24 protein-coding genes are annotated in these 25,569 nt (G+C 73.2%); 11 read left to right on the top strand and 13 right to left on the bottom strand.

Translation table 11 applies throughout. The features are described from left to right. Positions 1–349 precede the first annotated feature (349 nt). Positions 350–1,951 (top strand): RICIN domain-containing protein, encoded by a 1,602-nt coding sequence (locus tag EV562_RS02315; protein WP_133884929.1) that lies wholly within the window; start codon positions 350–352, stop codon positions 1,949–1,951. A 55-nt stretch (positions 1,952–2,006) separates the two neighbouring features. Here EV562_RS02315 and EV562_RS02310 read toward each other — a convergent pair whose 3' ends face one another. Continuing rightward, positions 2,007–3,176: a lactate 2-monooxygenase gene (locus EV562_RS02310; RefSeq protein WP_133884928.1), complete on the bottom strand. Its 1,170-nt coding sequence runs from the start codon at positions 3,174–3,176 to the stop codon at positions 2,007–2,009. Positions 3,177–3,533: 357 nt separating this feature from the next. Here EV562_RS02310 and EV562_RS02305 point away from each other — a divergent pair, with 357 nt between their 5' ends. Continuing rightward, positions 3,534–3,968 carry a protease inhibitor gene (locus tag EV562_RS02305; RefSeq protein WP_133884927.1) on the top strand — a complete coding sequence of 145 codons (435 nt, stop codon included), beginning with the start codon at positions 3,534–3,536 and terminating at the stop codon, positions 3,966–3,968. 148 nt (positions 3,969–4,116) lie between these two features. Here the strand turns inward: EV562_RS02305 and EV562_RS02300 are convergent, their stop codons facing one another. The 9 genes from EV562_RS02300 to EV562_RS02260 form a co-directional block, all read right to left on the bottom strand. Then, on the bottom strand, positions 4,117–4,374 hold the full coding sequence (locus EV562_RS02300; RefSeq protein ID WP_166661531.1) for a CDGSH iron-sulfur domain-containing protein: 258 nt from the start codon (positions 4,372–4,374) through the stop codon (positions 4,117–4,119). Continuing rightward, complete coding sequence (locus EV562_RS02295; protein ID WP_208298267.1) at positions 4,355–4,999, bottom strand: HemK2/MTQ2 family protein methyltransferase; 645 nt, start codon at positions 4,997–4,999, stop codon at positions 4,355–4,357. The genes EV562_RS02300 and EV562_RS02295 overlap by 20 nt, the downstream gene beginning before the upstream one ends. A gap of 30 nt (positions 5,000–5,029) precedes the next feature. Next, entirely contained in the window at positions 5,030–6,061 is a 1,032-nt protein-coding gene (locus EV562_RS02290; protein WP_133884925.1) for an iron-containing redox enzyme family protein, read from the bottom strand. Between the two features lie 55 nt (positions 6,062–6,116). Further along, complete coding sequence (locus tag EV562_RS02285) at positions 6,117–6,296, bottom strand: hypothetical protein (RefSeq protein WP_133884924.1); 180 nt, start codon at positions 6,294–6,296, stop codon at positions 6,117–6,119. Positions 6,297–6,383: 87 nt separating this feature from the next. Further along, positions 6,384–7,394 carry a Ppx/GppA family phosphatase gene (locus EV562_RS02280; RefSeq protein WP_133884923.1) on the bottom strand — a complete coding sequence of 337 codons (1,011 nt, stop codon included), beginning with the start codon at positions 7,392–7,394 and terminating at the stop codon, positions 6,384–6,386. Positions 7,395–7,424: 30 nt separating this feature from the next. Continuing rightward, positions 7,425–10,247, bottom strand: coding sequence for an NHLP bacteriocin export ABC transporter permease/ATPase subunit (locus EV562_RS02275; RefSeq protein WP_133884922.1), 2,823 nt, complete (start codon positions 10,245–10,247; stop codon positions 7,425–7,427). Position 10,248: 1 nt separating this feature from the next. Continuing rightward, positions 10,249–12,468 carry an NHLP family bacteriocin export ABC transporter peptidase/permease/ATPase subunit gene (locus tag EV562_RS02270; RefSeq protein WP_133884921.1) on the bottom strand — a complete coding sequence of 740 codons (2,220 nt, stop codon included), beginning with the start codon at positions 12,466–12,468 and terminating at the stop codon, positions 10,249–10,251. Next, entirely contained in the window at positions 12,465–13,271 is an 807-nt protein-coding gene (locus tag EV562_RS02265; RefSeq protein ID WP_133884920.1) for an HlyD family efflux transporter periplasmic adaptor subunit, read from the bottom strand. The genes EV562_RS02270 and EV562_RS02265 overlap by 4 nt, the downstream gene beginning before the upstream one ends. Positions 13,272–13,405: 134 nt before the next feature. After that, positions 13,406–13,621, bottom strand: coding sequence for a type A2 lantipeptide (locus EV562_RS02260; RefSeq protein ID WP_133884919.1), 216 nt, complete (start codon positions 13,619–13,621; stop codon positions 13,406–13,408). 618 nt (positions 13,622–14,239) lie between these two features. Here EV562_RS02260 and EV562_RS02255 point away from each other — a divergent pair. From EV562_RS02255 to rfbB, 4 genes are all read left to right on the top strand, one after another. Beyond that, complete coding sequence (locus EV562_RS02255; protein WP_133884918.1) at positions 14,240–15,544, top strand: S1 family peptidase; 1,305 nt, start codon at positions 14,240–14,242, stop codon at positions 15,542–15,544. A 425-nt stretch (positions 15,545–15,969) separates the two neighbouring features. Then, positions 15,970–18,456, top strand: coding sequence for a SpoIIE family protein phosphatase (locus EV562_RS02250; RefSeq protein WP_133884917.1), 2,487 nt, complete (start codon positions 15,970–15,972; stop codon positions 18,454–18,456). 161 nt (positions 18,457–18,617) lie between these two features. After that, on the top strand, positions 18,618–18,797 hold the full coding sequence (locus tag EV562_RS02245) for a hypothetical protein (protein WP_133884916.1): 180 nt from the start codon (positions 18,618–18,620) through the stop codon (positions 18,795–18,797). A gap of 147 nt (positions 18,798–18,944) precedes the next feature. Continuing rightward, complete coding sequence (gene rfbB / locus EV562_RS02240; protein WP_133884915.1) at positions 18,945–19,919, top strand: dTDP-glucose 4,6-dehydratase; 975 nt, start codon at positions 18,945–18,947, stop codon at positions 19,917–19,919. Positions 19,920–19,936: 17 nt separating this feature from the next. Here the strand turns inward: rfbB and EV562_RS02235 are convergent, their stop codons facing one another. Beyond that, positions 19,937–20,521, bottom strand: coding sequence for a hydrolase (locus tag EV562_RS02235; RefSeq protein ID WP_133884914.1), 585 nt, complete (start codon positions 20,519–20,521; stop codon positions 19,937–19,939). A 111-nt stretch (positions 20,522–20,632) separates the two neighbouring features. Between EV562_RS02235 and EV562_RS02230 the strand changes: the two genes are divergently transcribed. After that, the gene (locus EV562_RS02230; protein ID WP_133884913.1) at positions 20,633–21,133 is read left to right on the top strand and encodes a metallophosphoesterase; all 501 of its coding nucleotides are present in this window, start codon (positions 20,633–20,635) and stop codon (positions 21,131–21,133) included. Positions 21,134–21,171: 38 nt separating this feature from the next. Here the strand turns inward: EV562_RS02230 and EV562_RS02225 are convergent, their stop codons facing one another. Beyond that, positions 21,172–21,537 (bottom strand): nuclear transport factor 2 family protein, encoded by a 366-nt coding sequence (locus tag EV562_RS02225; protein ID WP_133884912.1) that lies wholly within the window; start codon positions 21,535–21,537, stop codon positions 21,172–21,174. Between the two features lie 180 nt (positions 21,538–21,717). On the opposite strand from EV562_RS02225, the gene EV562_RS02220 reads away from it, so the two are divergent. The 4 genes from EV562_RS02220 to EV562_RS02205 all read left to right on the top strand — a co-directional run bounded on the left by EV562_RS02220 (position 21,718) and on the right by EV562_RS02205 (position 25,021). Further along, the gene (locus EV562_RS02220) at positions 21,718–22,002 is read left to right on the top strand and encodes a hypothetical protein (protein WP_133884911.1); all 285 of its coding nucleotides are present in this window, start codon (positions 21,718–21,720) and stop codon (positions 22,000–22,002) included. Between the two features lie 226 nt (positions 22,003–22,228). Beyond that, positions 22,229–23,317: an S-(hydroxymethyl)mycothiol dehydrogenase gene (locus EV562_RS02215; RefSeq protein ID WP_133884910.1), complete on the top strand. Its 1,089-nt coding sequence runs from the start codon at positions 22,229–22,231 to the stop codon at positions 23,315–23,317. Then, positions 23,317–23,946, top strand: coding sequence for an MBL fold metallo-hydrolase (locus EV562_RS02210; protein WP_133884909.1), 630 nt, complete (start codon positions 23,317–23,319; stop codon positions 23,944–23,946). The genes EV562_RS02215 and EV562_RS02210 overlap by 1 nt, the downstream gene beginning before the upstream one ends. 148 nt (positions 23,947–24,094) lie before the next feature. Continuing rightward, positions 24,095–25,021 (top strand): SDR family oxidoreductase, encoded by a 927-nt coding sequence (locus EV562_RS02205; RefSeq protein WP_133884908.1) that lies wholly within the window; start codon positions 24,095–24,097, stop codon positions 25,019–25,021. Here EV562_RS02205 and EV562_RS02200 read toward each other — a convergent pair. Next, on the bottom strand, positions 25,005–25,544 hold the full coding sequence (locus EV562_RS02200; protein WP_133884907.1) for a hypothetical protein: 540 nt from the start codon (positions 25,542–25,544) through the stop codon (positions 25,005–25,007). The genes EV562_RS02205 and EV562_RS02200 overlap by 17 nt on opposite strands. Positions 25,545–25,569: the final 25 nt, after the last annotated feature.

Raw genomic sequence — 25,569 nt, 5'->3', positions numbered from 1 at the left:
ATCCCGGCGCCCTGATCCCGGCGCCCCGCACCCGAGGGCCGTGCCGCTTCCGCGGAGAAATGCGGAATGCCGGTACGGCCCTCTCGGCGTGCCCGGGATTCTGACCATCTTTCAAAGGCGGCCGATGTTGTCCGGTCGCCTTGTTGACCATGAGTGGTTTGTGCGACAGTGAAGCACCCGTGCGGGGGGCAAAGGCCGGGTCTCGCACGCGCTTTGACGGGCCGGGTCAGAATTCGCCGTGGCGAATTCACGCCTCCCGTGCCGCGTCCAAGAGGTACACACCAATCCGTGGGTCCTTTTCGGCGCTCGGAACTTCTGAGTCACCTGCGCGTGGGAAGGAAACATCTCAGTGCCCACCCCCCACCCCCCTCGGCCCGCCCACCCGCCCACCGGCGGGGGTCCCGGGGAGTCCGACGAGTTGCTGGCCGCCCGACTGCGGGACGGCCCGGAGACCGAGGCCGCCCGGATCGCCGCGCTGCTCATGGCTCGCCACTGGCAGCCCGCGCACGACTACGCGGCCATCTGCCTCGCCACGTCGTCCCAGGTCGCCGCCATGGTCACCGCTGCCGCCTGGCACCGGGTGCTGGACCGTCTGGCCCAGGGCGAACCGGCCACCGCGCTGCGTCCGCGCCTGCTGGTCGCCGTGCGCGACACGGTCCGCCAGTGGTCCGCCGACGACGCGATATCCGGCATCCTGCCGCAGTTGCTCAAACCGGCCGGCGGACGCGGTATGCGGGCGGCGAAGTCCCTGACCCCGGAAAACCGCACGCTGGCGGCCCGGGCATTCGCCTCTCTTCCCGGACCGGCCCGTTGTTTGCTGTGGCACACGGAGGTCGAAGGCGAGCCCATAAGCGTCCCGGCGGGTCTGCTCGGCATGGATACCGACACCGCGTCGGCCACTCTCGAACAGGCGCGTGAGAAATTCCGCGAGGGATGTCTGCACGCCCACAGGCAGCTGGCGCCGAGCCAGGAGTGCCGCTTCCACAGCCGGCTGCTCGACGTCCCGATCCGCCGGGGCGGCGCCCTGCTGCCGGATGTGCGCAAGCACCTGGCGGACTGCCGTCACTGCCGGCATGCCGCCGACCAGCTCGGCCAGTTCGAAGGGGAGCTGGGCACGCTGATCGCCGAGGCGGTGCTCGGCTGGGGCGCACGCCGCTATCTCGACTCCCGCCCGGCGCGCGCGACGCTCGGCACGCTGGCCAAGGGCGCCGCCCGGCATCGCGGCGCGCGCCCCGGGCTGCTCGCCCGGGTCCCCGTACCCCTGCGCAGGACACCGGTACGGCCGCGCTCGGGCCGGTCACTGCTCAGGCAGTTCGGCGCCGCGTCGGCCGGCGTGCTGGCCGTCGTGCTCGTGGTGAGCGTGTGGTCCTACGACGGCGGGGGCGCCGACCCGGCCGCCTCCACCAGCGCGGTCGACGGCGAGACGTCCGCGACGAGCCGCCCCCGGCCTCCCGGCACGGCCGGGATGCCCGCGTCGGCCGACCCCGTACGGCTGCGCAACGTCGCCGCGGACCTGTGCCTGGACGTGCGGGGGGAACCGAGGGCCGGGGCCGCCGCCCGGGTGGTGAAGTGCTCGCAGGCGTGGACCCAGCAGTGGACCCACGAGGAGGACGGGCTCCTGCGCAGCGTCGCCGATCCGGGGCTGTGTCTGGACTCGCGGGCGGACGCCGGAGTCGTCATTCTCGGTACCTGCGCCGACGAGGGCACCGAGCGGGGCGACGACGTGCGCTACGACCTCACGGGGCAGGGGGAGCTGGTGCCGCGCGGCCAGAAACTGCTGGCGCTCGCCACCACCACCCGGGCGCCGGACGCCGACGTCGTCGTCAAGGTGCACGACGGCTCCGACGACCAGCGCTGGAGCACCGAACCGGCAGTGGCGGCGGAGGGCTCCCTGTCGATCGCCCGCACCGACGCCCCGGGAGCGCGGGCCGTCGACCTGTCCGGTCGCTGAGGGCTGCGCACCGGGTGGCGCCGTCAGGGATGTGCCGGGCGGCGCCACCGCACCCTCACGCCGGGTCCTCGACGAGGTCGGCGGGCCCCGGCGTGGCCGGTGAGGCGTGCCCGGACAGGGCCAGGGTGAGGTCGAGTTCGGCGAGCAGGCAGCGGATCACGTGCTCGACACCGGCCTGGCCGTCCAGGCCGAGTCCGTAGGCGTAGGGACGGCCCAGGAGGACCGCCCGCGCACCGAGCGCGAGGGCCTTGAAGACGTCGTCGCCGGTGCGGACACCGCTGTCGAAGAGGACGGTCAGCCGGTCGCCGACCGCCTCCACCACCCGCGGCAGGGCGTCGGCCGCCGCGACGGACCCGGCCACCTGACGGCCGCCGTGGTTGGAGACGACCACGCCGTCCATCCCGGCGTCGGCGGCGAGCCGGGCGTCGTCCGGGTGCAGGACGCCCTTGAGGACGATCGGGCCGTCCCAGTTCTCCCGCAGGAACGCCAGGTCGGGCCAGGACTTGGCGGGATCGGAGAACATGCCGACGAAATGCATCACCGCCGCGTTCGGATCCTCGTGCACCGGCTTCGCCAGCCCGGCGCGGAAGGCCGGGTCCGAGAAGTAGTTGGCGGTGCCCACCCCGTGCAGGAAGGGCAGGTACGCCTGGTCGAGGTCGCGCGGGCGCCAGGACAGCAGCGGCGTGTCCAGCGTGACGAACAGCGCGGTGTACCCGGCCGCCCGGGCACGGGCCAGGAAGCTGCGCGCCACCTCGCGGTCCTTCGGCCAGTACAGCTGGAACCAGCGCTCGGCGTCCCCCATCGCCTCGGCGACCTGCTCCATGGGCGTGCTGGAGGCGGAGGAGAGGATGTACGGCACGCCCTGGGCGGCGGCGGCCCGGGCGGCGGCGGGCTCCGCGTCCGGGTGCATGATCGACAGGACGCCGACCGGCGCCAGCGCCAGCGGGGCGGGCAGTTCGCGGCCCAGGACCTCGACGCGCAGGTCGCGCTCGTGCACGTCCCGCAGCATGCGCGGAACGATCCGGTGCCTGTCCAGCGCCGCCCGGTTGGCCCGGGCGGTGCTGCCGTCGCCGGCACTTCCCGCGACGTACCCGAAGGGGCCGGGGCCCAGGCGCCGCTCGGTCAGCTCCTCCAGCCGGGTCAGGTCGGTGGGCAGCCGCGGGACCGCGCCCGTCATGCCGTTCAGATAGATCTCGTACTGGAAATCCGCCCAGTGCTTCGGCATCCCGGGTCCGCCTCTCCTCGTCGGGCTCGCGCTGCCGGCACCCTACCCGCGGGTACGAAAGGGCGGCCGTCGGGGTCGACGGGTCTGTTTCAGGGATGTTTCCGGCCTATTGGCGAAGGTGTGGATCACGCCATTCGGCCAGTTCTGATCTCAATAATCGATCAAGAAACGCGCAGATCCGGACTTGGAACGTTCCAATTTCGTGACTTCGCGCCACTGATTGAATACCCAAGGTTACCGAAATCCATGGGGTCGAGATGAGTTTCGGTGCCGGACTCGGCAGACTCGCGCTCGCCGTTCCGGCACCGACCGAGCCGGGCCGGCATCACCCTCGAAACGAGCGGAAGGATGCACACAATGCGGAACACCGCGCGCTGGGCAGCGACTCTGGGCCTGACGGCCACCGCCGTCTGCGGGCCCCTCGCCGGGGCCTCCCTTGCCTCCCCGGCCAACGCCCCCGCGTCGCTCTACGCCCCCTCGGCCCTGGTGCTGACCGTGGGACACGGAGAGAGCGCTGCCACCGCCGCACCCCTGCGCGCGGTCACCCTGACCTGCGCCCCGACGGCTTCCGGAACCCACCCCGCGGCCCCCGCGGCCTGCGCGGAACTGCGCGCCGCGGGCGGGGACCCGAGCGTCCTCGCCGCCGAGGACTCGGTGATGTGCACCCGGGAGTACGCCCCCGTGGTCGTCACCGTCGAGGGGGTCTGGCAGGGCCGGCGCCTCTCCTACGAGCGCACCTTCGCCAACGAGTGCGTGAAGAACGCGGGAAGCGAGAGCGTCTTCACGTTCTGAGGGACCGGGACCGTCCGGACCGTGCGGCGTGATCGGCGGCTCGCTACTGGGGAGTGCGAGCGCCGCCGCACGGGTCCCGCGGCCCCGCACCGGGGGCGGCGGACGGAGTGGGGCCGTCCGCCGTCCTCCCGGTTCAGGCGCCGCCAGGTCACTCCTGGCCGGCGTGCCCGTCGGCGGACCCGCCCGACCGGGCCCGGTGGCTGGTGTCGCACCAGGGATAACGCCGGCTGCGGCGACAGGTGCACAGTGCCACCCGGAAACGGTCGGAGGACACCGTCGTACCGTCCTCCAGTTCCACCTCCACCGGCCCTTCCACCAGCAGGGGCCCCCGGCGCTGGATCCTGATCCGGCGCGGAGCCTCCTGCGGGCCGGGGGTGTCAGGGGTCTCAGACGGGGAGTTCGGCACGGACCACCACCAGCTCTTCCTCGTACTCGGCCATGGACAGCAGCCCGCGCTGGCGCAGCCAGCGCTCCCGGCCGCGCAGCACCGGACCGAACGCGATCCGCTGCCGCCGGGTCACCGCGGCCTTCATGCCCGCCTCGCGCAACAGGGCCTCGGTCCTTGCGGGATCGCTGAGCGCCGACTGCACGAGCAGCAGCACGCCTCCGGGGCGCAGCAGCCCGGGCGCCTCCCGGCAGATCCGGTCCAGGACCATGCGGCCGTCGTGGCCGGCGTCCCAGGCCCGGGCGGCACCGCGCGGCCGCCGGCCACCGCCCGGCGCCGGAACGTACGGCGGGTTCGCCAGCACCAGGTCGAAGGACTCACCGCGTACCGGCGTGAAGAGGTTGCCGTGCCGGACGCGGATCCGCAGCCCGGCCCGGGCGGCGTTGAGCCGCGCGGCGCACACCGCGCGCCAGGACACGTCCACGGCGGTCACCCGGCCGCCCCGCCGGGCAGCGGCCAGGGCGAGCGCGCCCGTGCCGGTGCCCACGTCGAGTACGGCCGCGCCCGGCGGGAGCGGCTCGTCGGACAGCGCCCCGACCAGCAGGGCGGTGTCCTCCTGGGGGGCGTAGACGCCCGGTAGCACCATGAAATTCACGGACCCCAGGTACCCCGGCCGTCACGGAATATGAGCAGTTTCCTCACGCACGCGCGACGTGGCCGGCAGCGGCGTGCGCAGGGACGACCGTCCCGCCCGCCAGTCGGCGAGCAGCCGGTCACCGAAGCGGTCCTCGACGAATCCGGTGGCGTCGATGCCGAACACGACGTCCGGCGCGAGCCACGGCTCCTGCTCGAGCAGGCCGTCGATGACCTCGTGCCGCACGATCTGCTCATGGACCGCGTCGGCCTCGACGTGCTCGTCGTAGAAGTGCTCGGCGGCCGGGCCCGCACCGGTACGGCGCATCGCCTCGGCGAGCCGCCGGGAACCGGGCGACGAGGTGATCTCCACCGCCGCGAAATGCCCCACCAGCGCGCCGCGCAGGGCCCGGTGCAGCCCGAACAGGGACATCATGTTCACCGTGGCCAGGCATTCGGCCGAGGCCGCGTCGAGGTGGCACCCGTACGTCGTGTCCAGGTCCAGATCCGTCATCAGGTCGGCGAACAGACGGGCGTGCACCCGGTCCGCGCGGCCACCGCCGTACTCGTCGAACTCCACCGCCGCCATCGCCGCCTTCGAGCGGCCCCACAGCCGCGGCAGCACCCAGGCGTGCGGGTCGGCCTCCTTCAGGTGGTACAGGGAACGCTGGGCCGCGTACTCGCGCAGCTGCCACAACTCGCCCTCGTCCCGGAGGAAGTGGCTGACACCCTCACCGTGGACGGGTTCGACGAGCAGCGCCCCCACCGCGTCCTCCACACTGTCGTGCACGGGGGTGTCGGCCCGCAGGGCGGCCAGGAAGCGCCGCTCGAGTCCGGCCCGGGTGCGCAGCAGGTCCGGGTCCCACTCCAGGTCGGGCGAGACACCGGCGAAGCCCCGGTAGTGCAGCTCGTAGCACTGGTACAGGGCCAGCTGCAGGTCGTCGCCGTAGACCGGTGCGGCGGCGACGGCCTCGGGGGCCGGCAACGGGCCCGTTCCCAGCAGATGTGCGGTGACTGCCTCGGAGACCGGTCCCCGGGGCGCCGGCAGTCGTGGTCCTTCGCGGTCGAACTCCATGCGCCGCGAGTACCCGGAGACCGCCGCGGCACCCCCGGGCGCGCCGAGCGGTGCGTCACTCGCCCTCGGCGTCCTCCTGGGCGCCGGTGTTCGGCGAGGTGGCGTCGCCGGCCTCGCCCCGGTGCTCCTTCTCGTCGGACTCCGCGTCGCGGGGCCTGGCGTTCTCCACCTCGCGCAGGACCTCCTCCACGGCGGTCCGGGGCTGCTCGTGGTCGTGCTCACCGTTGTGGGACACGAAGTGCTCCTCTCCTCGTACGTGCTTCCGGTTCTGCCGGTCCGTGTGGTGGTACCGGTTGTGCTGGTCGTACCGGTGTTCCAGCGGTCAGCCGGACGTGGACGCGAGCCGCAGTGGCGCCGGTGCCGGAGGCGCGGCCTCGTCGCTGCGGCGGACGACCTCGGCCCACCAGGACGGGCCGTCCTCGATGTGCCGCAACAGGACGCCCTCCCGGATCGCCCAGGGGCAGAGCGCCACCGAGTCGAGACCGGTCAGCTTCATCGCGGTGTGACCCACGACGGCGCCGGCCAGGCTCTGTGCCGCGCGCGGCGCCGAGATGCCGGGCAGCAGGGCCCGCTCGGGCGCGGACAGGGCGGCCAGCCGGGTGACCGCGTCCCCCAGGTCCGAGCAGCGCATCCGGCGCTCCGTGAAGGGCCCGTGCCGACCGGGCGGGGCCCCGCACAACCGCCCCAGCTGCTGGAAGGTGCGCGAGGTGGCCACGGCGGTGCGCGGTCCCTCCCAGCGGATCCGTGCCGCCGCGTCCCGCAGCTGGTGGCGGACCCTGCGGCGCAGCGCCCGCAGCTGGTCCGGCGACGCCGGGTCCTGACCACCCGCCAGGAACTCGTGGGTCAGCCGGGCCGCCCCCAGCGGCAGAGAGGCCACGAAGCCCGGCAGCCGGCCGCGTCCGAACGCCAGCTCCAGCGATCCGCCGCCTATGTCGAGCAGGGCGAGCGGACCCGCCCGCCAGCCCATCCAGCGCCGTGCCCCGAGGAACGTCAGTTCCGCCTCGACCTCGCCGGGCAGGGTGCACAGCGGCACCCCGGTGCGGTCCTGGACGGTGCGCAGCACCTCACGCCGGTTCGGCGCGGCGCGCACCACGGCGGTCGCGAAGGCCAGCGGTCCCGACGCACCCCACCGGCCCGCGGTCCTGCTCGCGTCGGCGACCGCCGACACCAGCCGCTCCACGGCCTCCTCGGGGACCGGGTCACCCGGCCTCACCTGCTCCGACAGACGCAGCCGCCACTTCGCGGTGTGCACCGGCAGCGGGACCCCGCCCTCGGCGTCCGCCACCATGAGCCGGACCGTGTTCGACCCCACATCCACCAAGCTGATCCGCATAAGGGCAACAAGTACCCAGGTGCGCGCCGGTCAGGCCAGCTGCCGCCGCACCAGCTCGTGCAGCCGGCCGCCGGTGTCGGCGAGCAGCTCGGCAGGCGAGCCCTGCTGGGCGACCTTGCCGTCCTCCATCACGATCACGCGGTCGGCGTCCAGCACCGTGGACAGGCGGTGCGCGATCACGACGCGGCTGGCGTTGAGCGCCTTGGTGGACTCGATCACCGTGCGCTGCGTCTCGTTGTCCAGGGCGCTGGTGGCCTCGTCGAAGAAGAGGACGCGCGGCCGGCGGATCAGCGCCTGCGCGATCATCAACCGCTGCCGCTGCCCCCCGGAGACCGCTCCACTGCCCGACACGATGGTGTGCAGGCCCATCGGCATCCGCTTGATGTCCTCCGCCAGTCCCGCCATCTCGGCCGCGGCCATCGCCTCCTCGGGCGTGTACGGCTCGGTTCCGCAGATGACGTCCAGGATCGAGCCGGTGAACGGCTGCGCGTGCTGGAGCACCACCCCGCACTGCCTGCGCACCGCCGACCGGTCCAGCGCGGCCAGGTCCTGACCGTCGTACAGGACGCTGCCCGACAGCGGCCGGTCGAAGCCGATGAGCAGCCGCAGCAGCGTCGACTTGCCGCAGCCGCTGGGGCCGACGACCGCCACGAACTCGCCGGGGCGCACCTCGAAGGACACGTCGTCCAGGACCAGCGGTCCGTCGTCGGTGTACCGGAACGACAGCCGACGCGCCTCGATGGCCCCCGACAGCGGTCCCGGCCGCGTGCTCGCCGTCCGCACCTCGGGCGTGGCGTCCAGCACCGGCCGGATCTCCTCGAACAGCGGCAGCGCCGCCACTCCCGACACGAAGGCGCCGGTCAGCTGGGTGACCGAGGTCAGCAGCATCGTCACCGACGCGTTGAAGGTGAGGAACTCGGCCGCCGACATCGAACCGTCCGCCGGACCGGCCAGCAGCATGAACATCAGCAGCGTGCACAGCGGCAGGTAGACCGCACCGAGAACGGCGTTCAGGTTCTTGATCCGGCCCGCCCGCTGCTGCAGCTCGCGGCTCTGCGCGAACCGTTCCGCCCACGCCGCGTAGGCGTAGTTCTCCGCCGCCGCCACTCGCAGCTTGGGCAGTCCGCGCAGTGTCTGGAACGCCTGGTTGTTCAGCTTGTTGGTGAGCTTGACCAGCCGCCGCTGCCAGCGCACCTGCCACAGCCCGAGCCCCAGGAAGACCCCGGCGACGACCACCAGCATGCCGATCGCCGCGAGCGCCATCGGCACGCTGTACCAGAACAGCAGGACCAGGTTCACCGCACCGACGGTGACCGACTGGGCCACCGTCGGCCCGACCCCCGCCAGCAGTCTGCGGATCGCGCTGATGCCCATGGCCGCGCTCGCCAGTTCACCGGTGGAGCGCTCGGTGAAGAACTTCGTCGGCAACCGCAGCAGCCGGTCCCAGACGGCGGGCTGCAGCGTCGCCTCGATGCGGCCCTCCAGGCGCAGCATGGTGAGGTTCTGCAACAGCATGAAGGCCGCCGCGACGACGCTGCTCAGCATCACCGCGAGGCACACCTGCACGATCAGCCCGGTCTGCGCCTTCGGCACGAACTCGCCGAGCACCTTGCCCGTCGCGATCGGCACCAGCGCGCCGAGGCCCACCGTCACCAGACCGGCGAGCAGCAGGCCCGTCAGATCACCGCGGGTGCCGGTCAGGCAGAACCGCAGCAGCCTCAGCGGACCCAGCCGCCGCTCCGGCAGCGGCCGGTAGAACATCACCGCACGCGGCTCGAACTCCCCGGCGTTGGCCTTCTCCACCGGCGTCTCGCGCCCGGTCGCCGGATGCACGGCCACATAACCCCCGCGCCGCCACAGCAGCGCCACCGGCGCCCCCGACAGGGTGCGGTGCCCGACCAGCGGCCCGACGTCGTCGCGCCACCAGCGGTCCTCCAGCCGTACGGACCTGGTGCGCACGCGTGAGGCGAGCGCGATGCGCTCCACCGGGTCGAGCCGCTCGCTCTCCGTGCCCCCCACGGCCGGTTCGGCCAGCGGTATCCCGGCGGCGCGGGCGACCAGTCTGCACGCCGCGTACGTGGCGTCCGCGTCGGCGGCCGTGGTGCGCTGCGCCGACCGCTTGCCGATGGAGGCCAGCAGCGTACGGTCGGCCTGCGCGCGCACCGCCTCACCGGCCTTGATACCGGCGGCGGTCCGGGTCTCGTGGGTGCGTTCCAGCTGTTCGATCCAGCGGTCCAGGGTGGTCAGCAGCCGGTACTGCTGGTCGACCATGCTCTGCCACAGCGCCGGGTCCATCAGCAGGTCGGCGGCCGCCTCCTCGCCGTAGACCGCCCCGTACTGCACGCTGCCGGGCGGCACCTGCATCCAGAACACGTCGTCGTCGGTGGGCGCGCCCGCCCGCTCGCCGGCCATCGGCGCCTGGAAGAGGACGGTCAGGCCCCGGCCCACGCCGAGCGCGAGGGCGTACTCCAGCGGACTCGTCGTCGGCGGCACGTACTGCGGGTTGCCGTAGGCGTCGTACGACCAGGTCTGGGTGTGCGCCGGCTGGTACAGCTCGCGCAGGGCGATGCGGTGCACCACGCAGTCCCGCAGCGGACGCGCCACCAGTGTGTGCTGCGGTCCGGACACCGGCCCCAGCAGTACCGAGCCGGCCTCCAGGCGTCCCAGATGGTGCCAGTGGCCCTGCTCCCGGGCGTCGACGGCGAACAGGTCCACCGCGCCCGACACCACGAGCCACAGCACCTGCGGCCCCTCCAGGTCGAGCCGGTTGAACCCGGCGCAGTCGACGCGCGTACCCAGCGAGCCGAGCGCCCCCAGGACCAGGTCGCCCTGTCCCTCCTGCACGGTCGTCATCTCACCGCTCCCTGACCAGCGCCGCGTACGCGCCACCGCGCGCCACCAGCTCCTCGTGCCGCCCGCGCTCCACCACCGTGCCGTGCTCCAGGACGACGATCTCGTCGCTGTCCCGCACGGTGCTGAGCCGGTGCGCGATCACCACGCAGGCGCAGCCGCGCCGGCGCAGGTTGTCCATGACCACCAGTTCGGTCTCCGCGTCCAGCGCGCTGGTCACCTCGTCCAGGACCAGGATGCTGGGCCGGCGCACCAGGGCCCGCGCGATCTCCAGGCGCTGGCGCTGACCGCCGGAGAAGTTGCGGCCGTCCTGCTCGACCGGGCTGTGCAGGCCACCCGGCCTGCGCATCACCACGTCGTACAGCGCCGCGTCCCTCAGCGCGTCCACCACGGCGTCGTCGGGGATCGACGGGTCCCACAGCGCCACGTTGTCGCGCACCGAGCCCTCGAACAGGAACACGTCCTGGTCGACGAAGGAGACCGAGGACGCCAGCGCCCCGCGCGGAATGTCGTCGAGCCGCTGCCCGTCGACGCGGATCACCCCGTCCCAGGGCGCGTAGAGCCCGGAGATCAGCCGGGACACCGTCGACTTGCCGCTGCCCGAGCCGCCCACCAGCGCCACCTGCTGACCCGGGCCGACGGTCAGGTCGAATCCGGTGAGCAGCGGCTTGTCGAGCGGGTTGTAGCCGAAGGAGACGTTCTGCAGCTCCACGTGACCGCGCAGCCGGCGCGTGGAGTCGCCGCCGGGACGGTCGTACAGCGGGTCCGCCCGGAAGTTCTCCACGTCCTTGAGCCGGGCCACGTCGGCGGCGAAGTCCTGGATGCGGCCCGCGACGCCGTTCAGCCGGGTCAGCGGGGCGGTGAAGCGGACCACCAGCGCCTGGAAGGCGACGAGCAGACCTACCGAGATGTGACCCTCGACCGCGCGCATCCCGCCGATCCACAGGATCAGCGCGCTGTTCAGCGTCGCCAGCGTCGGCGCGACCACGCCCAGCCAGGCACTCGGCACCCCGAGGCGCTGCTGCTCCTCCAGAGTGGTGGCGTGCTGTCCGGCCCACTTGCGGAAGTAGCCGTCCTCGCCGCCGGTCGCCTTCATCGTCTCGATCAGCTGGAGGCCGGTGTACGCGGTGTTGGTCAGCCGGGCCGTGTCCGCCCGCAGCTTCGCCGTACGGGTCGCGCGCAGCCGGATGACGATCCGCATCGCGAGGATGTTGAGCAGCGCCACACCGACGCCGACGAAGGTGAGCTGCGGGTCGTACGTGTACAGCAGCACGGCGTACAGGACGACCACGATCGCGTCCACGCCCGCCGCGGCGAGGTCGCGGGCCAGCGTCTCGGCGACGGCGTCGTTGGACTGGAGCCGCTGCACAAGGTCGGCCGGGCTGCGCTGGGAGAAGAAGGTCACCGGCAGCCGCAGCAGGTGCCGCAGGAAGCGGGCGCTGGAGAGGGTCGAGGAGATGATGCGGCCGTGCAGCAGGTTCGCCTGCTGGAGCCAGGTCAGCACCACGGTGAGCAGCACACAGGCGCCCATCGACGCGAACAGCACGCCGAGCAGCGAGGTCTGCCTCCCGATCAGGAACATGTCGATGTAGGTGCGGCTGAGCGCGGGCACCGCCGCGCCCACCGCCACCAGCAGCAGGCTCGCGAGCACGGCCGCGGGCAGCGTGCCCGCGGTACCGCGCAACCGGGCCGGCATCGCACCGAGCACACCGGGCTTGCGTCCGCCGCGGGTGAAGCCCTCACCGGGCTCCATCGTCAGCACGACGCCGGTGAAGGACCCGTCGAAGTCCTCCAGGGACACGAACCGGCGGCCCTTGCCGGGGTCGTTGATGAACACCCCGCGCCGCCCGAAGCGGCGGCCCATGCCGTCGTAGACGACGTAGTGGTTGAACTCCCAGAACAGGATGGCCGGCGCCGTCACCCCGGCGAGGGCGGCCAGGTCCATCTGCATGCCCTTGGCGGTGAACCCGTAACTGCGCGCCGCCTTCAGCAGGTTGCTGGCGCGCGACCCGTCCCGGGAGACGCCGCAGGCGATGCGCAGCTCCTCCAGCGGGACGTGGCGGCCGTAGTGCCCCAGCACCATCGCGAGTGAGGCGGCACCGCACTCCACGGCCTCCATCTGGAGCACGGTCGGCGTCCGGACGGTCTTCGCGCGGCCCTTGGGCACACCGCGCCCGGCCGGGGCGGCACGGCGTCTGCCCCGGGTCTCCTGTGCGGTGCTCACGGCAGCAGCCAATCGACGGGACGCTGGTCGGCCAGCCGGATCGAGCCCGACGCCAGAGTCATGGAAGTCAGTGCGAACGGCGGCCCGTCCGCCGAGGACCAGTCGTAGCCGCTCTTCGTGGACCGGGAGACGGCCAGCCGCACCGTCACGGCCACCGGCCTGCCGTCCCGGGTGAACTGCTCGCCGAGCTGGCTGTCGCCGAGGAACGCGCCGATGGTCTGCTCCGACTGGGCCGAGCGGTCCACGGACTGCACCGTGCCGTGCAGCACGCCGTACTGCTGGGTCGGCACCGACTGGACGGTCAGGTCGACGGGGGCGTGCGCGGGGATGGCGGCGGCGTTCTCGGCGGGTACGTACACGGTGGCGTAGAGGGGGTCGTCGGTGTGGGCGACCTTCTCCACCGAGGCGACGTTCGCGCCGGTAGCGATGATCTGCCCGACGGTGGCAGCGAGTGCGCTGACCCGGCCGGCGTCGACCGCGCGGACCACGCTCTCGCCGTCGGCGGTACGGACCTTCAGTACCGGGGCGTCGGCGGCCAGGCGCTGACCCGGGCGGGCCAGGACCGCGGTGACCTGCCCCGAGACGGGACTCTGCAGCAGATAACTGCCCTGCCCGTGGGTGAGGATGGCGGGGGCGGAGACCGTGGAGGTCACCGAGCCGCCCACGGCCCACACGGACGCGGCGGCCATCGCGACCACCGTGACGGACAGCACCAGCCAGCCCTGGGGACGGGCGAAACGCACCGGGAGATCGAGTTCCTCCGGTGACTGGAGTTTTGCGAGGGCCTGTTGGCGGAACTGCACGCTGACGTATCCAGGGCTCGATGGAGAACGGCCGAAGAACGCGATCGGCCGAAGCGGGAGCGGCCGAAGAGCGAGAACGGCCGAAAAGCCCCGGAGCCTGGGCGGCTCCGGGACTCAGCGACGCAAGGGCGCGATCAGAGACCGGCGACCAGGTTGGTGACCGGGGCCGTGTTCAGGCCGGTGGCACCCTCGACGGTACCGACGACCGTGTTGAGCAGGCCGGAGACCGGGGCGATGCCGTCCACCAGGCCGGTGACGGTGCCGACGGCGTTCACGTTCAGGCCGCCGGAGACGTTGTCGAGGTCGGCGTCGGAGATCTCGACGGTCTCAACCTGGGGGGTGGAGTTCATGATGGAACTTCCCTTCGTATAGCCATTTTCACAAGGGGGGAGCGGCCCCCTCTGGGGACAGATGACGGCCGCGACCGCGGGCGCCGGGCGGCCCGTTTCCCGAGCCCTCCGCGGCCCCCGCGGTGCGATGGATCAAAGCACGCGGCCGGTGCGGGCTTCCAATCAATCACCCCTCTCACCAGCGCACTTGCGACGCCCGGGCGACCAAGCGTGCAGGAGCGCGCACGCCTTCGCGGCGACTTCTTCACACCGCGCGCGGCATCGCGCCGCACGACCCCTTGCCCGAACGCGTGCGATTGGGACACTCCCGCCGCAAAGGCGCGCGGACCGCCGTCGGCTTGTGCAGAAGATCCGACGGGGGTGACCGGGTTGGGCATTCGATGTGCAGATTCGCTGAAGCGGTCATTCCGCTCCGTGTTCGGGACAGTGCGTCGTCGGACGAACGCGGAGGGTGCCGACGGCCGTCGCGCCGCCGTGCGGGGCACCGCGTGAACGGGGCGCGATCCGACGGACCGTCTGAACGCCCTGCCCGGCCCGCGCGTACCAACAGCCGTCCAGGCGCCCCCCATCCGATGCCGGACCGTGGACACGGACCCCGGTCCCAGGAGGTCGAGCAGGTTGAGTCACAAGCGAATCCCCAAGCGCAGGGCCGCGATGGCGGCGGGCGGAGTGGTGGCGCTCGGCGCGGCCGCGGTCCTGCTGCCGAACGCCAACGCCTCGCAGGACGGCGGGTCCCCGGACGCCGCGCCGGCACCCAGGACCCTCAAGGCGGCGGACGCCTCGGATCTCGCCTCACGGCTGGCCGGCCTGCTCGGCGACACCTTCGCCGGTTCCTACTACGACCCGGGCGCCCGGCAGCTCGTCGTCAACGTCGTCCCGGGCGACGACGACCAGGGCGTCGTGGAGGCGAAGAAGGCGGGGGCGGCGGTCCGCGAGGTCGACAACAGCATGGGTGAGCTGAAAAGCGGCGCGCAGACCCTGAAATCCAGGGCGAGCATTCCGGGCACCTCGTGGGCGATCGATCCGCGCACCAACAAGATCCTGGTGACCGCCGACAGCACCGTCACCGGCGACCGCTGGGACCGGCTGGAGTCCACCGTCCAGGACCTCGGCTCCGGCATGGCGACCGTCAGGAAATCCGCCGGCACCTTCAAGACCTTCGTCTCGGGCGGCGACGCCGTCTTCGGCGGCGGAGCACGCTGCTCGCTCGGCTTCAACGTCACCGCGGGCGACGGCTCGCCCGCCTTCCTGACGGCCGGTCACTGCGGGGTCGCGGCCGACCAGTGGTCCGACGCGCAGGGCGGGCAGCCCATCGCCACCGTCGACCAGGCGGTCTTCCCCGGCGAGGGCGACTTCGCGCTCGTCAGGTACGACGACCCGGCGACCGAGGCTCCGAGCGAGGTCGACCTGGGCGACCGGACACTGGCGATCAGCCGGGCCGCGGAGGCGGCGGTCGGGCAGCAGGTCTTCCGCATGGGCAGTACGACCGGACTGGCCGACGGCCGGGTCCTCGGCCTGGACGCCACCGTCAACTACCCCGAGGGCACGGTCACGGGCCTCATACAGACCGACGTCTGCGCCGAGCCCGGAGACAGCGGCGGCTCCCTGTTCACCCAGGACGGCCTCGCGGTCGGACTGACCTCCGGCGGCAGCGGCGACTGCACGGCCGGCGGCGAGACCTTCTTCCAGCCGGTCACCACCGCCCTGGAGGCGGTCGGCGCCACACTGGGCGGCGAGGGCACCGGTGCGGGCGACGCGGATGGCGTGGGTGGCGCCGGTGATGCCTCCGGAGACGGCGGTTCGGGCGCCCCCGGTTCCGGTGCCGACGACGACGGCGCGGCTGACGGCAGCGGAGCCGGCACCGGTGACGCGGCTGACGGCACGGGCGTGGACGGCTCGGACGGCTCGCATCCGACGGGCTGACGGCTGACGGCTGACGGCTGTCGGCTGACGTCCGACGGCTCGGACGCGGACGGCGTGGGCGGCTCGGGTCCGACGGGCTGACGTCCGGCGGGCTCGACACAGCCCCGCCCCCCGGACCGCCGTCCCCGGGGACCGCGTCCCCCGGTCCGTGTCTGCCGGCGGTCAGTGTCCGCCAGCGGACCGACGGCCGACCCCCGGACCGCTGCCCGACCCCCGACGGGGCCGGGCAGCGGTCCGTCGGGACGCGGTCCGTCGGGACGCGGGCGGGCGGACGGGGGCACCCGCCGCGCACGTGACGTCGTCCTGCCGTCGTGTCCCCCTTCCGCAGCCGACGGGAGCACCGGCTCCGCACGGCGGCGCGAAGAGCCTCCCCGCGCCCCCGCGCGCTCCTGATCACCGGTACTCCATCCGCAGGGGCTGCGCAGATGCCCCATAAGCGCTGTAATGGCGACGTGGTCGAAGAGGGCGCTGCGGAACGCGGACCGAGGACGCTGCGTGCCGAGGGCGCCCTGAAGGCGATCGCGGCCGGTCCGCGGCCGAAGGAACGGTCACGCGGGATCCTCGAACAGGCGCTGGTCTTCGCGGGCGCCTCCCTCGCCGCCCTCTACACGCCGGGCGACGACCGTGAGCTGCTCTGCCTGGTCGAGTCCGCCGGTGTGCCGCGCACCCTGTACGGCGTGCGCGACAGCTATCCCGCGGACGGCGGCTCCCCGGTCGCCGACGCACACCGCGCCGGTGAGACGGTGTGGATCGGGCCGGAGGAGTTCGCCGGATCGGCGGAGTCGCGGCACGTGCCGTCGAGCGGTTTCTCGCTGGCCGTCCTGCCCGTGGGCGGGGACGGCGGCGGCTGTCTCCTCGCCCTGACCGAGCGCCCGGACGGGTTCGACGCCGACGACCGCGCGTGCCTGGCCCTGATCGCCGAGGCCCTGACCTGCCCCGCTCCCGCCGAGGCGGCCGAGCCCGCCGAGGCCGGTCCGCTCCAGCCGGACGCCTTCACCCTGGCCATGGACACCGGCCGGGCCGAGGTGGGGGACGACATCCTGCGCCTGTTCGGCCTCGCCCCCGGCGAGTTCGACGGCAAGGTCGAGACGCTGCTCGGGCTCACCGTGCCGGAGGACCTGCCGTCGCTGATGTCGGTGACCGAGTCCGACCACATGAGCATCGGCGAACGCGAGCTGGAGTTCCGGGTGCTGCAGCCCACCGGCCCGCCGAAGTGGCTCCGGCTCAGCGGGCGCCTGCTGCCCGGCGGCGACGGCCGGCCCGCCCGCCTGGTCGGCACCGTCGCCGACGCCTCCACCCTGCGCCCGGACGTCACCGACGTCGCCCGCGTCCAGCGCCTCGCCGCCGCGCTCGCCACCGCCGGGACCGTCCGCGACGTCAGTCAGGCCGTCGTCGCCGCCCTGCGCAGACCGCTGCGCGCCGACCGGATCGCGCTGGCCGAGGTGGAGAACGACCGGCTCGTCGTCACCGTCCTCGATCCGCCGGAGCCCGAGTCCTGGCCCGAGCTGTGGCGGCTGGAGTGGCGCACCGAGTGGCCGGACGCGCCGGTACGGGCCATGCCCACCCTGGCCGCCGCGCTGCGCGAGGGACGCGCCCGGATCTGGCCCGCGGGCACCGGCGACCTGGAGCCCGCCCTCGCCGACGTCGGCCCCGGCGGCCTGGCCGTACTGCCGTTGCCCGCGGGCGGCCGCATGGCCGGAGCCTGCCTGATCGGCTGGGACGCCCCGCACGACTTCGGTCCCGACGAGCGCGCCCTGCTCACCGCCTCCGCGGGGCTCGCCGGGCAGGCCCTGATGCGCGCCCACGCCTTCGACGCCGAGCACGAACTGGTCGGCATGCTCCAGCGCCAGCTGCTGCCGCGCCGGCTGCCGAAGCTGCCCGGCGCGGTCGCCGTCGCCCGCTACCTGCCCAGCACGGCGGGACTGGAGCTGGGCGGCGACTGGTACGACGTGATCCCGCTGCCCGACCACCACGTCGCCCTCGTCATCGGCGACGTCCAGGGCCACAGCGCCGGCGCGGCCACCCTGATGGGCCAGATGCGCACGGCCCTGCGCGCCTACGCCGTCGAGGGCCACCCGCCGGACGTCGTGGTGTCCCACGCCAACCGGCTGCTGACGGGCATGGAGACCGACCTCTTCGCCACCTGCGTCTACGTCGACCTCGACATGGAGGAGGGCTCCGCCTGGTGCGTGCGGGCCGGGCACCTGCCGCCGGTGCTGCGCCACCCCGACGGCAGTACGGAGATCGCGGAGGTGGAGGGCGGCCCGCCGCTCGGCGTGGTGACACAGGCCGACTTCCCGATGAGCCCGCTGCGGCTGCGGCCCGGCACGCTGATCGCCCTGACCACGGACGGTCTCGTGGAGTCGCCGGAGTCCGACATCGACGAGGGCATGGACCGGTTCGCCCACGCGCTGGCCGTGTCCGCCCCCGCCCACCTCGGGCTCGTCGCCGACGCCCTGCTCGGGAACGCCCGCCGCAACGACGACGTCGCCCTGCTGCTGGTGCGCTACGACGGGATGTCCCTGCGTCCGCTGCGGGAGAGCTGGTCGGTGTGGCGGCTGCCCGAGGCCGTGCGGCACGCCCGCCGCTTCACCCGGCGCACCCTGCGCTCCTGGGGCGTACCCGACGACGACATCGAGGGTGTGCTGCTGATCGTCTCCGAGCTGGTCACCAACGCCCTGGTGCACACCGACGGCAAGGTGCGCCTCGACCTCACCCTGATCGGCGGGCGCCTGCGCGTCGCGGTCGCCGACGCCTCGCCGCGCACGCCCGTCAAGCCGACCAGTATCGGCTGGGAGGCCACGGGCGGGCGCGGCATCCTCCTCGTCGAGGCGATGTCGGCGACCTGGGGGACGCTGCCGGTCAGCGGAGGCAAGCAGGTCTGGAGCGAGATCCCGGTGCGCGGCGTCTGAGCGCCCGGCCACGGTCCCGCCCGTGAGCGCGACAGCTCGCAGGGGACCGGTGTTTGGCCGCGCCCCGCGAGGGGACCCGCAGCGGCGAGCGCACCGGGGCCAGGACGACGACGTCGAAGCCCGGGCGCGTCAGCCGCGGAACCAGAAGGAAGATGATATTCGTGACCACGGACACCAGCGGCGAACCCGCCGTCCGCAGGCTGGAGACCGGCTGGTCGAAGGCCCGCCGCCTGCGGAGCAGAGACGCGATGCGTACCTGCGTACCCGCCGTCGAGGACGGCGCGGCCCCCCGCGCACCGCAAGCGGGCCAGGAGTCGAACATAGTCCGGGGCGAGGACTGAGCGAGCCCCGAGGGTGGTGACACCGCCCAGCGCGCCGGCCTCGTTGCCGGCGCGGTGCGCGTTCCGGGGCCGGTCGCGCCGGGCGCGGGGAGCGCGGGTAGCGTCGGCACGCACCGCCCCCGACCGCAGCAAGGCACGGAACCTTCCATGAACATCCTGGTCACCGGCGCCGCCGGATTCATCGGCTCCCGGTACGTGCGCGGGCTCCTCGCCTCCGACGGCCCCGGGACGCCGAGGATCACGGTGCTGGACGCGCTGACCTACGCCGGAACGACGGCCAACCTCGAACTCGGCCATCCGCGCCTGGAGTTCGTGCACGGCGACATCCGCGACGCGGCGCTCGTCGACAAGCTGGTGTCCGAGGCCGACCAGGTGGTGCACTTCGCCGCCGAGTCCCACGTGGACCGCTCGATCCACGCCGCGTCCGACTTCGTCCTCACCAACGTCGTCGGCACCCAGAACCTGCTGGACGCGGCCGTGCGCCACGGCGTCGGGCCGTTCGTGCACGTCTCGACCGACGAGGTCTACGGCTCCGTGGGGTCCGGCTCGGCGACCGAGGAGCATCCGCTGCGGCCGAGCTCGCCGTACTCCGCGTCGAAGGCGTCGGGCGACCTGCTGGCCCTGTCGTACCACCGCACGCACGGCCTCGACGTGCGCGTGACCCGGTGCTCCAACAACTACGGGCCGCACCAGTTCCCCGAAAAACTCGTGCCGCTCTTCGTCACCCGTCTTCTCGACGGCCGCCGGGTCCCGCTCTACGGGGACGGCCGTCACGTGCGCGACTGGCTGCACGTCGACGACCACTGCCAGGGCGTCGACCTCGTCCGGACCGGGGGCCGGGCGGGCGAGGTCTACAACATCGGCGGGGGCACGGAACTGAGCAACCGCGACCTCACCGCCCTGCTCCTCGACGCCTGCGGCGCGGGCCCGGAGCGGGTCGTGCACGTCGAGGACCGCAAGGGGCACGACCTGCGCTACTCGGTCGACTGGAGCAAGGCCCGCGAGGAGCTGGGCTACCGCCCCCGGCGCGACTTCGCGGCCGGGCTGGCCGAGACCGTCGCCTGGTACCGGGACAACCGGTCCTGGTGGGAGCCGCTCAAGCGGCGCACCGACGCGGGCTGACCGTCGCGCCCGGATCGTCAGCCGTGCGTCTTGGCGAGCAGGTCGAGGATCTCCCGCGTCGTGCCGGTCTCGCCCAGCCGCGGGAAGATCCGCTCGACGCTGCCCCGGTGTGCCTCGGCGCTCATGTCGCTCATGGCGTCGGTGGCGAGCGTGACGTGGTAACCGTGCTCGTGGGCGGCGCGGGCGGTGGACTCCACGCCGATGCTGGTGGCGATGCCGGACAGCACGATCTGCGTGACACCGCGGCGACGCAGCTGGACGTCGAGGCCGGTGCCGTGGAAGGCGCCCCAGTTGCGCTTGGTGACGGTGAGGTCACCGGGGTGCCCGGACAGCTCGTCGACGATGACGTCCCAGCCCTCCGGCCGCGGGCCGGCGGCGCCTCCTGCCTCGGTGCGCCCGGGCACGGCGTCCGCGCCGTCGGCGGCGAAGGAGACCCGGACCAGTACCACGGGCAGGTCGCGGGCCCGGAAGGCCTCGGCCAGTTCGACGCTGCGGGCGACGACCTCTGCGCCGCTCCAGGGCTCGGTGGGCGCGGCGACGATGCCGGCCTGGAGGTCGATCACGACGAGGGCGGTGCGGGGGTCGAGGGCGGTGACGGCCATGGGGGTGGTGCCTCTCAGATGGATCTCGTACGGAACCACCACCGTAAATTCGACAGGTAAAACTGTCCAGCTGAGACTGCACAGTTTTGCCTGTCGATTAAGCTGGAACGCGTGCGACTGCTGATCACGTCCGACACCCACCTGCCCAAGCGGGCGAAGGAACTGCCGGCGCCGCTGCTGGCGGAGCTCCCGCGCGCGGACGTGGTCCTGCACGCGGGGGACTGGGTCGACACGGCCACCCTCGACCTGCTGGAGAGCCGCAGCCGCAGGCTCCTCGGGGTGTACGGCAACAACGACGGCCCCGCACTGCGCGCCAGGCTGCCCGAGGTGGCGTACGCGGATCTGGGCGGCCTGCGCTTCGGCGTCGTCCACGAGACCGGCGCCGCCCAGGGCCGCGAGGCACGCTGCGCCGCCCGCTTCCCGGACCTCGACGTCCTCGTCTTCGGGCACAGCCACATCCCCTGGGACACCACGGCGGCCACCGGTCTGCGGCTGCTCAACCCGGGCTCGCCCACCGACCGCCGCCGCCAGCCCCACTGCACCTACCTGACCGCCACGGTCGCCGACGGCCGGCTCGGGGACGTCGAGCTGCACCGGCTGCCACCGAGATGACCGGTACGCCGAACCCGCACCCGTGACGCGGATCCGGGCTACTCGTCCCAGGCCTGGACGACGGTCTGCTCGACGATCTCGCCGTCCCGCAGCGACAGCATCGACTCGGCGAGCACCCGCACGCCGTCCGGATAGGTGCACTCCTCGCTGAACGCGACCTGGTCGCCCTGGACGACGCAGTGCGCCATCCGGTGGGTCATGTCACGGCTGTAGACGTCGTCGAGCATCTCGGCGATCTCGTCCCGGCCGCGCAGGACCTTGGGACGGCTCGGCTGGTCGTGCCGGTCGACGATACGGACCTCCGCGTCCCGCGCGTACAGCGACAGCAGGGGTGCCGCCGTCTCTCCTTCGATGCCCCGGCGCAGTGCTTCGGTGTCGAAACCGGGGCCTGTCGTGGTGCTCATGACGACCTCCTCCGGACGTCGAAGGCCGCGGCCCGGATCGGAAACGGGCCGTCACGGCCCTCCTCCTTCGAGCTTCCTCCCTCCCGGCCCCAGGGGCAACGTCCGGCCCGGACTGGTCCACACGGGTGACCGGCGCCGCCCGCCCGTGTCCGCCCCCGGCCCGCCGGAGTTGCGCAGCACATGATCTCAACACGACGTATCGTCGCCGTCGTCGGGCTCGCCGCCGGTGTCACCGGTCTCGCCGTCCCGATGGCGAGCGCGGCCGGCGGGGGCCCGCTGGGCACGGAGAAACTCAGCGTGACGAACACCCTCGACTCACTCGCGGTCGGTGACATGCCCGCCGAGGACCGGGCCCGCATGCCGCTCCCCTCGCAGCAGCTCAACCGGCTGAGCGACCTGCAACAGCTCCAGCAGGTCACCGGCCTGGCGGCGCCCCTCTTCGGCGCCGTCCCGGCCCTGGGCTGACGCCTGCGGCGACCCGCACCGGCGCCCGCCGGCCGCCGGGACCCGGGTGACCTCGGCTCCGCGTACAGCGGATCGCCGGTCACCCGGGTCCCGGCGCGTGCCCACGGACCACCGGCGTGCGGGCGGCCTGCCGTACCCCGCGAACCGCCCCGCCACCTGCCGCTTCACGATCACTTGCGCGTAGGGTTTGGGGGAACGCTGGACGGCCGAGGAAGGGGTCAGGACCATGGCGCAGGAAGTACGCGGCGTGATCGCACCGGGCAAGGACGAACCGGTGCGGATCGAGACGATCGTCGTGCCGGACCCCGGCCCGGGCGAGGCCGTGGTCAAGATCCAGGCCTGCGGGGTGTGCCACACCGACCTGCACTACAAGCAGGGCGGCATCAGTGACGACTACCCCTTCCTGCTCGGGCACGAGGCCGCGGGCGTCGTGGAATCGGTCGGCGCCGGTGTCACCGACGTCGCCCCGGGCGACTTCGTGATCCTCAACTGGCGTGCCGTGTGCGGCTCGTGCCGGGCCTGTCTGCGCGGCCGCCCCTGGTACTGCTTCGACACCCACAACGCCGAGCAGAAGATGACCCTGGCCTCGACCGGCCAGGAACTCTCCCCGGCCCTCGGCATCGGCGCCTTCGCCGAGAAGACCCTGGTCGCCGCCGGACAGTGCACCAAGGTCGACCCGGCCGTCCCGGCCGAGGTGGCGGGGCTGCTGGGCTGCGGCGTGATGGCCGGCATCGGCGCCGCCCTCAACACCGGCAACGTCACCCGCGGCGACACCGTCGCCGTCATCGGCTGCGGCGGCGTCGGAGACGCGGCGATCGCCGGGGCGCACCTGGCGGGCGCCTCGAAGGTCATCGCCGTGGACATCGACGCGCGCAAGCTGGAGACCGCCCGGGGCATGGGCGCCACCCACACCGTCAACTCCCGCGAGACCGACCCCGTCGAGGCGATCCGCGAACTGACCGGCGGTTTCGGCGCCGACGTCGTCATCGAGGCCGTCGGCCGCCCCGAGACCTACCGGCAGGCCTTCTACGCCCGCGACCTGGCCGGAACCGTCGTCCTCGTCGGCGTACCGACCCCCGAGATGAAGCTGGAGCTGCCGCTCCTGGACGTGTTCGGCCGCGGCGGCTCGCTCAAGTCGTCCTGGTACGGCGACTGCCTGCCCTCCCGGGACTTCCCGATGCTCGTCGACCTCCACCTGCAAGGACGCCTGGACCTCGGCAAGTTCGTCACCGAGACCATCCGCCTCGACGAGGTCGAGCAGGCCTTCGACCGGATGCACGCCGGCGACGTGCTGCGTTCGGTGGTGGTGCTCTGATGGCCCCCCGCATCGAACGCCTGGTCACCTCGGGCCAGTTCAGCCTCGACGGCGGGAGCTGGGACGTCGACAACAACGTCTGGCTCGTCGGCGACGACCACGAGGTCGTCGTCATCGACGCCGCCCACGACGCCGACGCGATCGCCGAAGCGGTGGGCGAGCGCCGGCTCACCGCCATCGTGTGCACCCACGCCCACAACGACCACGTCAACGCGGCGCCCGCACTCGCCGAGCGCACCGGCGCCACCATCTGGCTGCACCGCGACGACCTGCCCCTGTGGCGGCAGACCCACCCCGACCGGAACCCCGACGCGTGGCTGACCGACGGCCTCGTCATCGAGGCGGCCGGCGCCGACCTCACCGTCCTGCACACCCCGGGCCACGCACCCGGCGCCGTGTGCCTCCACGACCCCGGCCTCGGCACCGTCTTCACCGGCGACACCCTCTTCCAGGGCGGACCCGGCGCCACCGGCCGCTCGTACTCCGACTTCCCGACCATCATCGACTCGATCCGCGACAGGCTGCTCGTCCTCCCGCCCGAGACGCAGGTGCGCACCGGCCACGGCGATCCCACGACCATCGGCGCCGAGGCCCCGCACCTGGAGGAGTGGATCAGCCGCGGTCACTGACCCGCCCGGGACGCGCACCGCCGAGAGCGACCCGGACACGCGGTGAAAGGTGACAGAAGATGTCCGGCTTCCCGGGCACCCTCGAACACGACATCGCCCGCACGGGACCGATCCCGTGCGGGGGCCGAGGAGAGAACGGGAGCCGGGCATGGCAGGGTCACCGAAGGGTCCGCTGGCGGGCAGGGTCGCACTGGTCGCCGGGGCGACCCGCGGCGCGGGACGGGGCATCGCCGTCGAACTGGGCGCGGCCGGCGCCACCGTCTACGTCACCGGCCGCAGCACCCGTGCGCGGCGCTCGGAATACGACCGCCCCGAGACCGTCGAGGACACCGCCGACCTGGTCACCGATGCCGGCGGCCGCGGCATCGCCGTGCCCACCGACCACCTCGACCCGGCGCAGGTCGCCACCCTCGTCGACCGCATCGCCCGGGAACAGGCCCGCCTCGACGTCCTGGTCAACGACATCTGGGGCGGCGAGCACCTCTTCGAGTGGGACAGCCCGGTGTGGGAGCACGACCTCGACAAGGGCCTGAGGCTGCTGCGGCTCGCCGTCGAGACCCACGCCGTCACCAGCCATCACGCCCTGCCGCTGCTGCTGCGCCGTCCGGGCGGACTGGTCGTCGAGGTCACCGACGGCACCGACGCCTACAACCGCGACCACTACCGCAACAGCTTCTTCTACGACCTCGCCAAGACCTCCGTCCTGCGCATGGCCTTCTCCCTCGGTCACGAACTGGGACCGCGCGGCGCCACGGCGCTCGCGCTGACCCCCGGCTGGATGCGCTCGGAGATGATGCTCGACCACTTCGGCGTACGCGAGGAGAACTGGCGCGACGCCCTTGACCGCGTCCCGCACTTCGCCATCTCCGAGACACCCCGCTACGTGGGCCGCGCGGTCACCGCCCTGGCCGCCGACCCGGCCGTGGCACGCTTCAACGGGCAGTCCCTGTCCAGCGGCGCCCTCGCCCAGGAGTACGGCTTCACCGACCTCGACGGCAGCCGTCCGGACGCCTGGCGCTATCTCGTCGAGGTCCAGGACCCCGACAAGCCGGCCGACGTCACGGGGTACCGCTGACGGGCGGCAGCGACCAGCGGGCGCCGTGCCCCGGCGGCAGGGCCAGGTCCTCGCGCACCGCCGCGTAGTAGCCCTCGCGCGCGGTGCGCTGTTCCTCCAGCAGGGTCCGCCAGGCCTCCGGGTCGCGGGTCTCCTCGCGCAGGAAGCGCTCCATGTCCATCACCGCCACCACCCAGACCCGCGCCCTGTCCACCACGTCCTTGCTGCCCAGCAGGAGCAGTGCCTCCCCGGCCGGATCCCGGGCGACGACGGCCTCGGCCTGGGACGGCGCCGCCTCCCGCGGAGTCAGCGGGTGCGGGTGCGGGTCGTTGCCGAAGTGTGCGGCGACGCGGTACGCCAGGGTGACGGAGGATTTCAGGGCCCGCGCGTAGTCGGCGTACACCGCGAGCCTGCGCTCCTCCCAGCGGGCCGCCGTCTCACGGTCGTACCGGGCACGGTCACTGCGCACCACGGCGAGGTAGGAACCGAGGGCGCCGATCACGACACCTATGAGCGCGGGGAGTTGCTGCAGGAACACGGACATGGCCGCACGCTACCCCCGCGATCAC

This window comes from Streptomyces sp. BK208 (assembly GCF_004364245.1).
Classification (GTDB): Bacteria; Actinomycetota; Actinomycetes; order Streptomycetales; family Streptomycetaceae; genus Streptomyces.
This window is presented reverse-complemented; position numbering and strand designations above follow the sequence as displayed.

What these genes read in the sequence shown, in the direction of transcription:
- EV562_RS02260 (WP_133884919.1), bottom strand. Translation starts at nt 13,621, where the DNA reads ATGAACTCCACCCCCCAGGTTGAGACCGTCGAGATCTCCGACGCCGAC.
- EV562_RS02305 (WP_133884927.1), top strand. Translation starts at nt 3,534, where the DNA reads ATGCGGAACACCGCGCGCTGGGCAGCGACTCTGGGCCTGACGGCCACC.
- EV562_RS02235 (WP_133884914.1), bottom strand. Translation starts at nt 20,521, where the DNA reads ATGGCCGTCACCGCCCTCGACCCCCGCACCGCCCTCGTCGTGATCGAC.
- EV562_RS02215 (WP_133884910.1), top strand. Translation starts at nt 22,229, where the DNA reads ATGGCGCAGGAAGTACGCGGCGTGATCGCACCGGGCAAGGACGAACCG.
- EV562_RS02205 (WP_133884908.1), top strand. Translation starts at nt 24,095, where the DNA reads ATGGCAGGGTCACCGAAGGGTCCGCTGGCGGGCAGGGTCGCACTGGTC.
- EV562_RS02275 (WP_133884922.1), bottom strand. Translation starts at nt 10,247, where the DNA reads ATGACGACCGTGCAGGAGGGACAGGGCGACCTGGTCCTGGGGGCGCTC.
- EV562_RS02200 (WP_133884907.1), bottom strand. Translation starts at nt 25,544, where the DNA reads ATGTCCGTGTTCCTGCAGCAACTCCCCGCGCTCATAGGTGTCGTGATC.
- EV562_RS02225 (WP_133884912.1), bottom strand. Translation starts at nt 21,537, where the DNA reads ATGAGCACCACGACAGGCCCCGGTTTCGACACCGAAGCACTGCGCCGG.
- EV562_RS02310 (WP_133884928.1), bottom strand. Translation starts at nt 3,176, where the DNA reads ATGCCGAAGCACTGGGCGGATTTCCAGTACGAGATCTATCTGAACGGC.
- EV562_RS02295 (WP_208298267.1), bottom strand. Translation starts at nt 4,999, where the DNA reads ATGGTGCTACCGGGCGTCTACGCCCCCCAGGAGGACACCGCCCTGCTG.
- rfbB (WP_133884915.1), top strand. Translation starts at nt 18,945, where the DNA reads ATGAACATCCTGGTCACCGGCGCCGCCGGATTCATCGGCTCCCGGTAC.
- EV562_RS02280 (WP_133884923.1), bottom strand. Translation starts at nt 7,394, where the DNA reads ATGCGGATCAGCTTGGTGGATGTGGGGTCGAACACGGTCCGGCTCATG.
- EV562_RS02290 (WP_133884925.1), bottom strand. Translation starts at nt 6,061, where the DNA reads ATGGAGTTCGACCGCGAAGGACCACGACTGCCGGCGCCCCGGGGACCG.
- EV562_RS02250 (WP_133884917.1), top strand. Translation starts at nt 15,970, where the DNA reads ATGCCCCATAAGCGCTGTAATGGCGACGTGGTCGAAGAGGGCGCTGCG.
- EV562_RS02220 (WP_133884911.1), top strand. Translation starts at nt 21,718, where the DNA reads ATGATCTCAACACGACGTATCGTCGCCGTCGTCGGGCTCGCCGCCGGT.
- EV562_RS02210 (WP_133884909.1), top strand. Translation starts at nt 23,317, where the DNA reads ATGGCCCCCCGCATCGAACGCCTGGTCACCTCGGGCCAGTTCAGCCTC.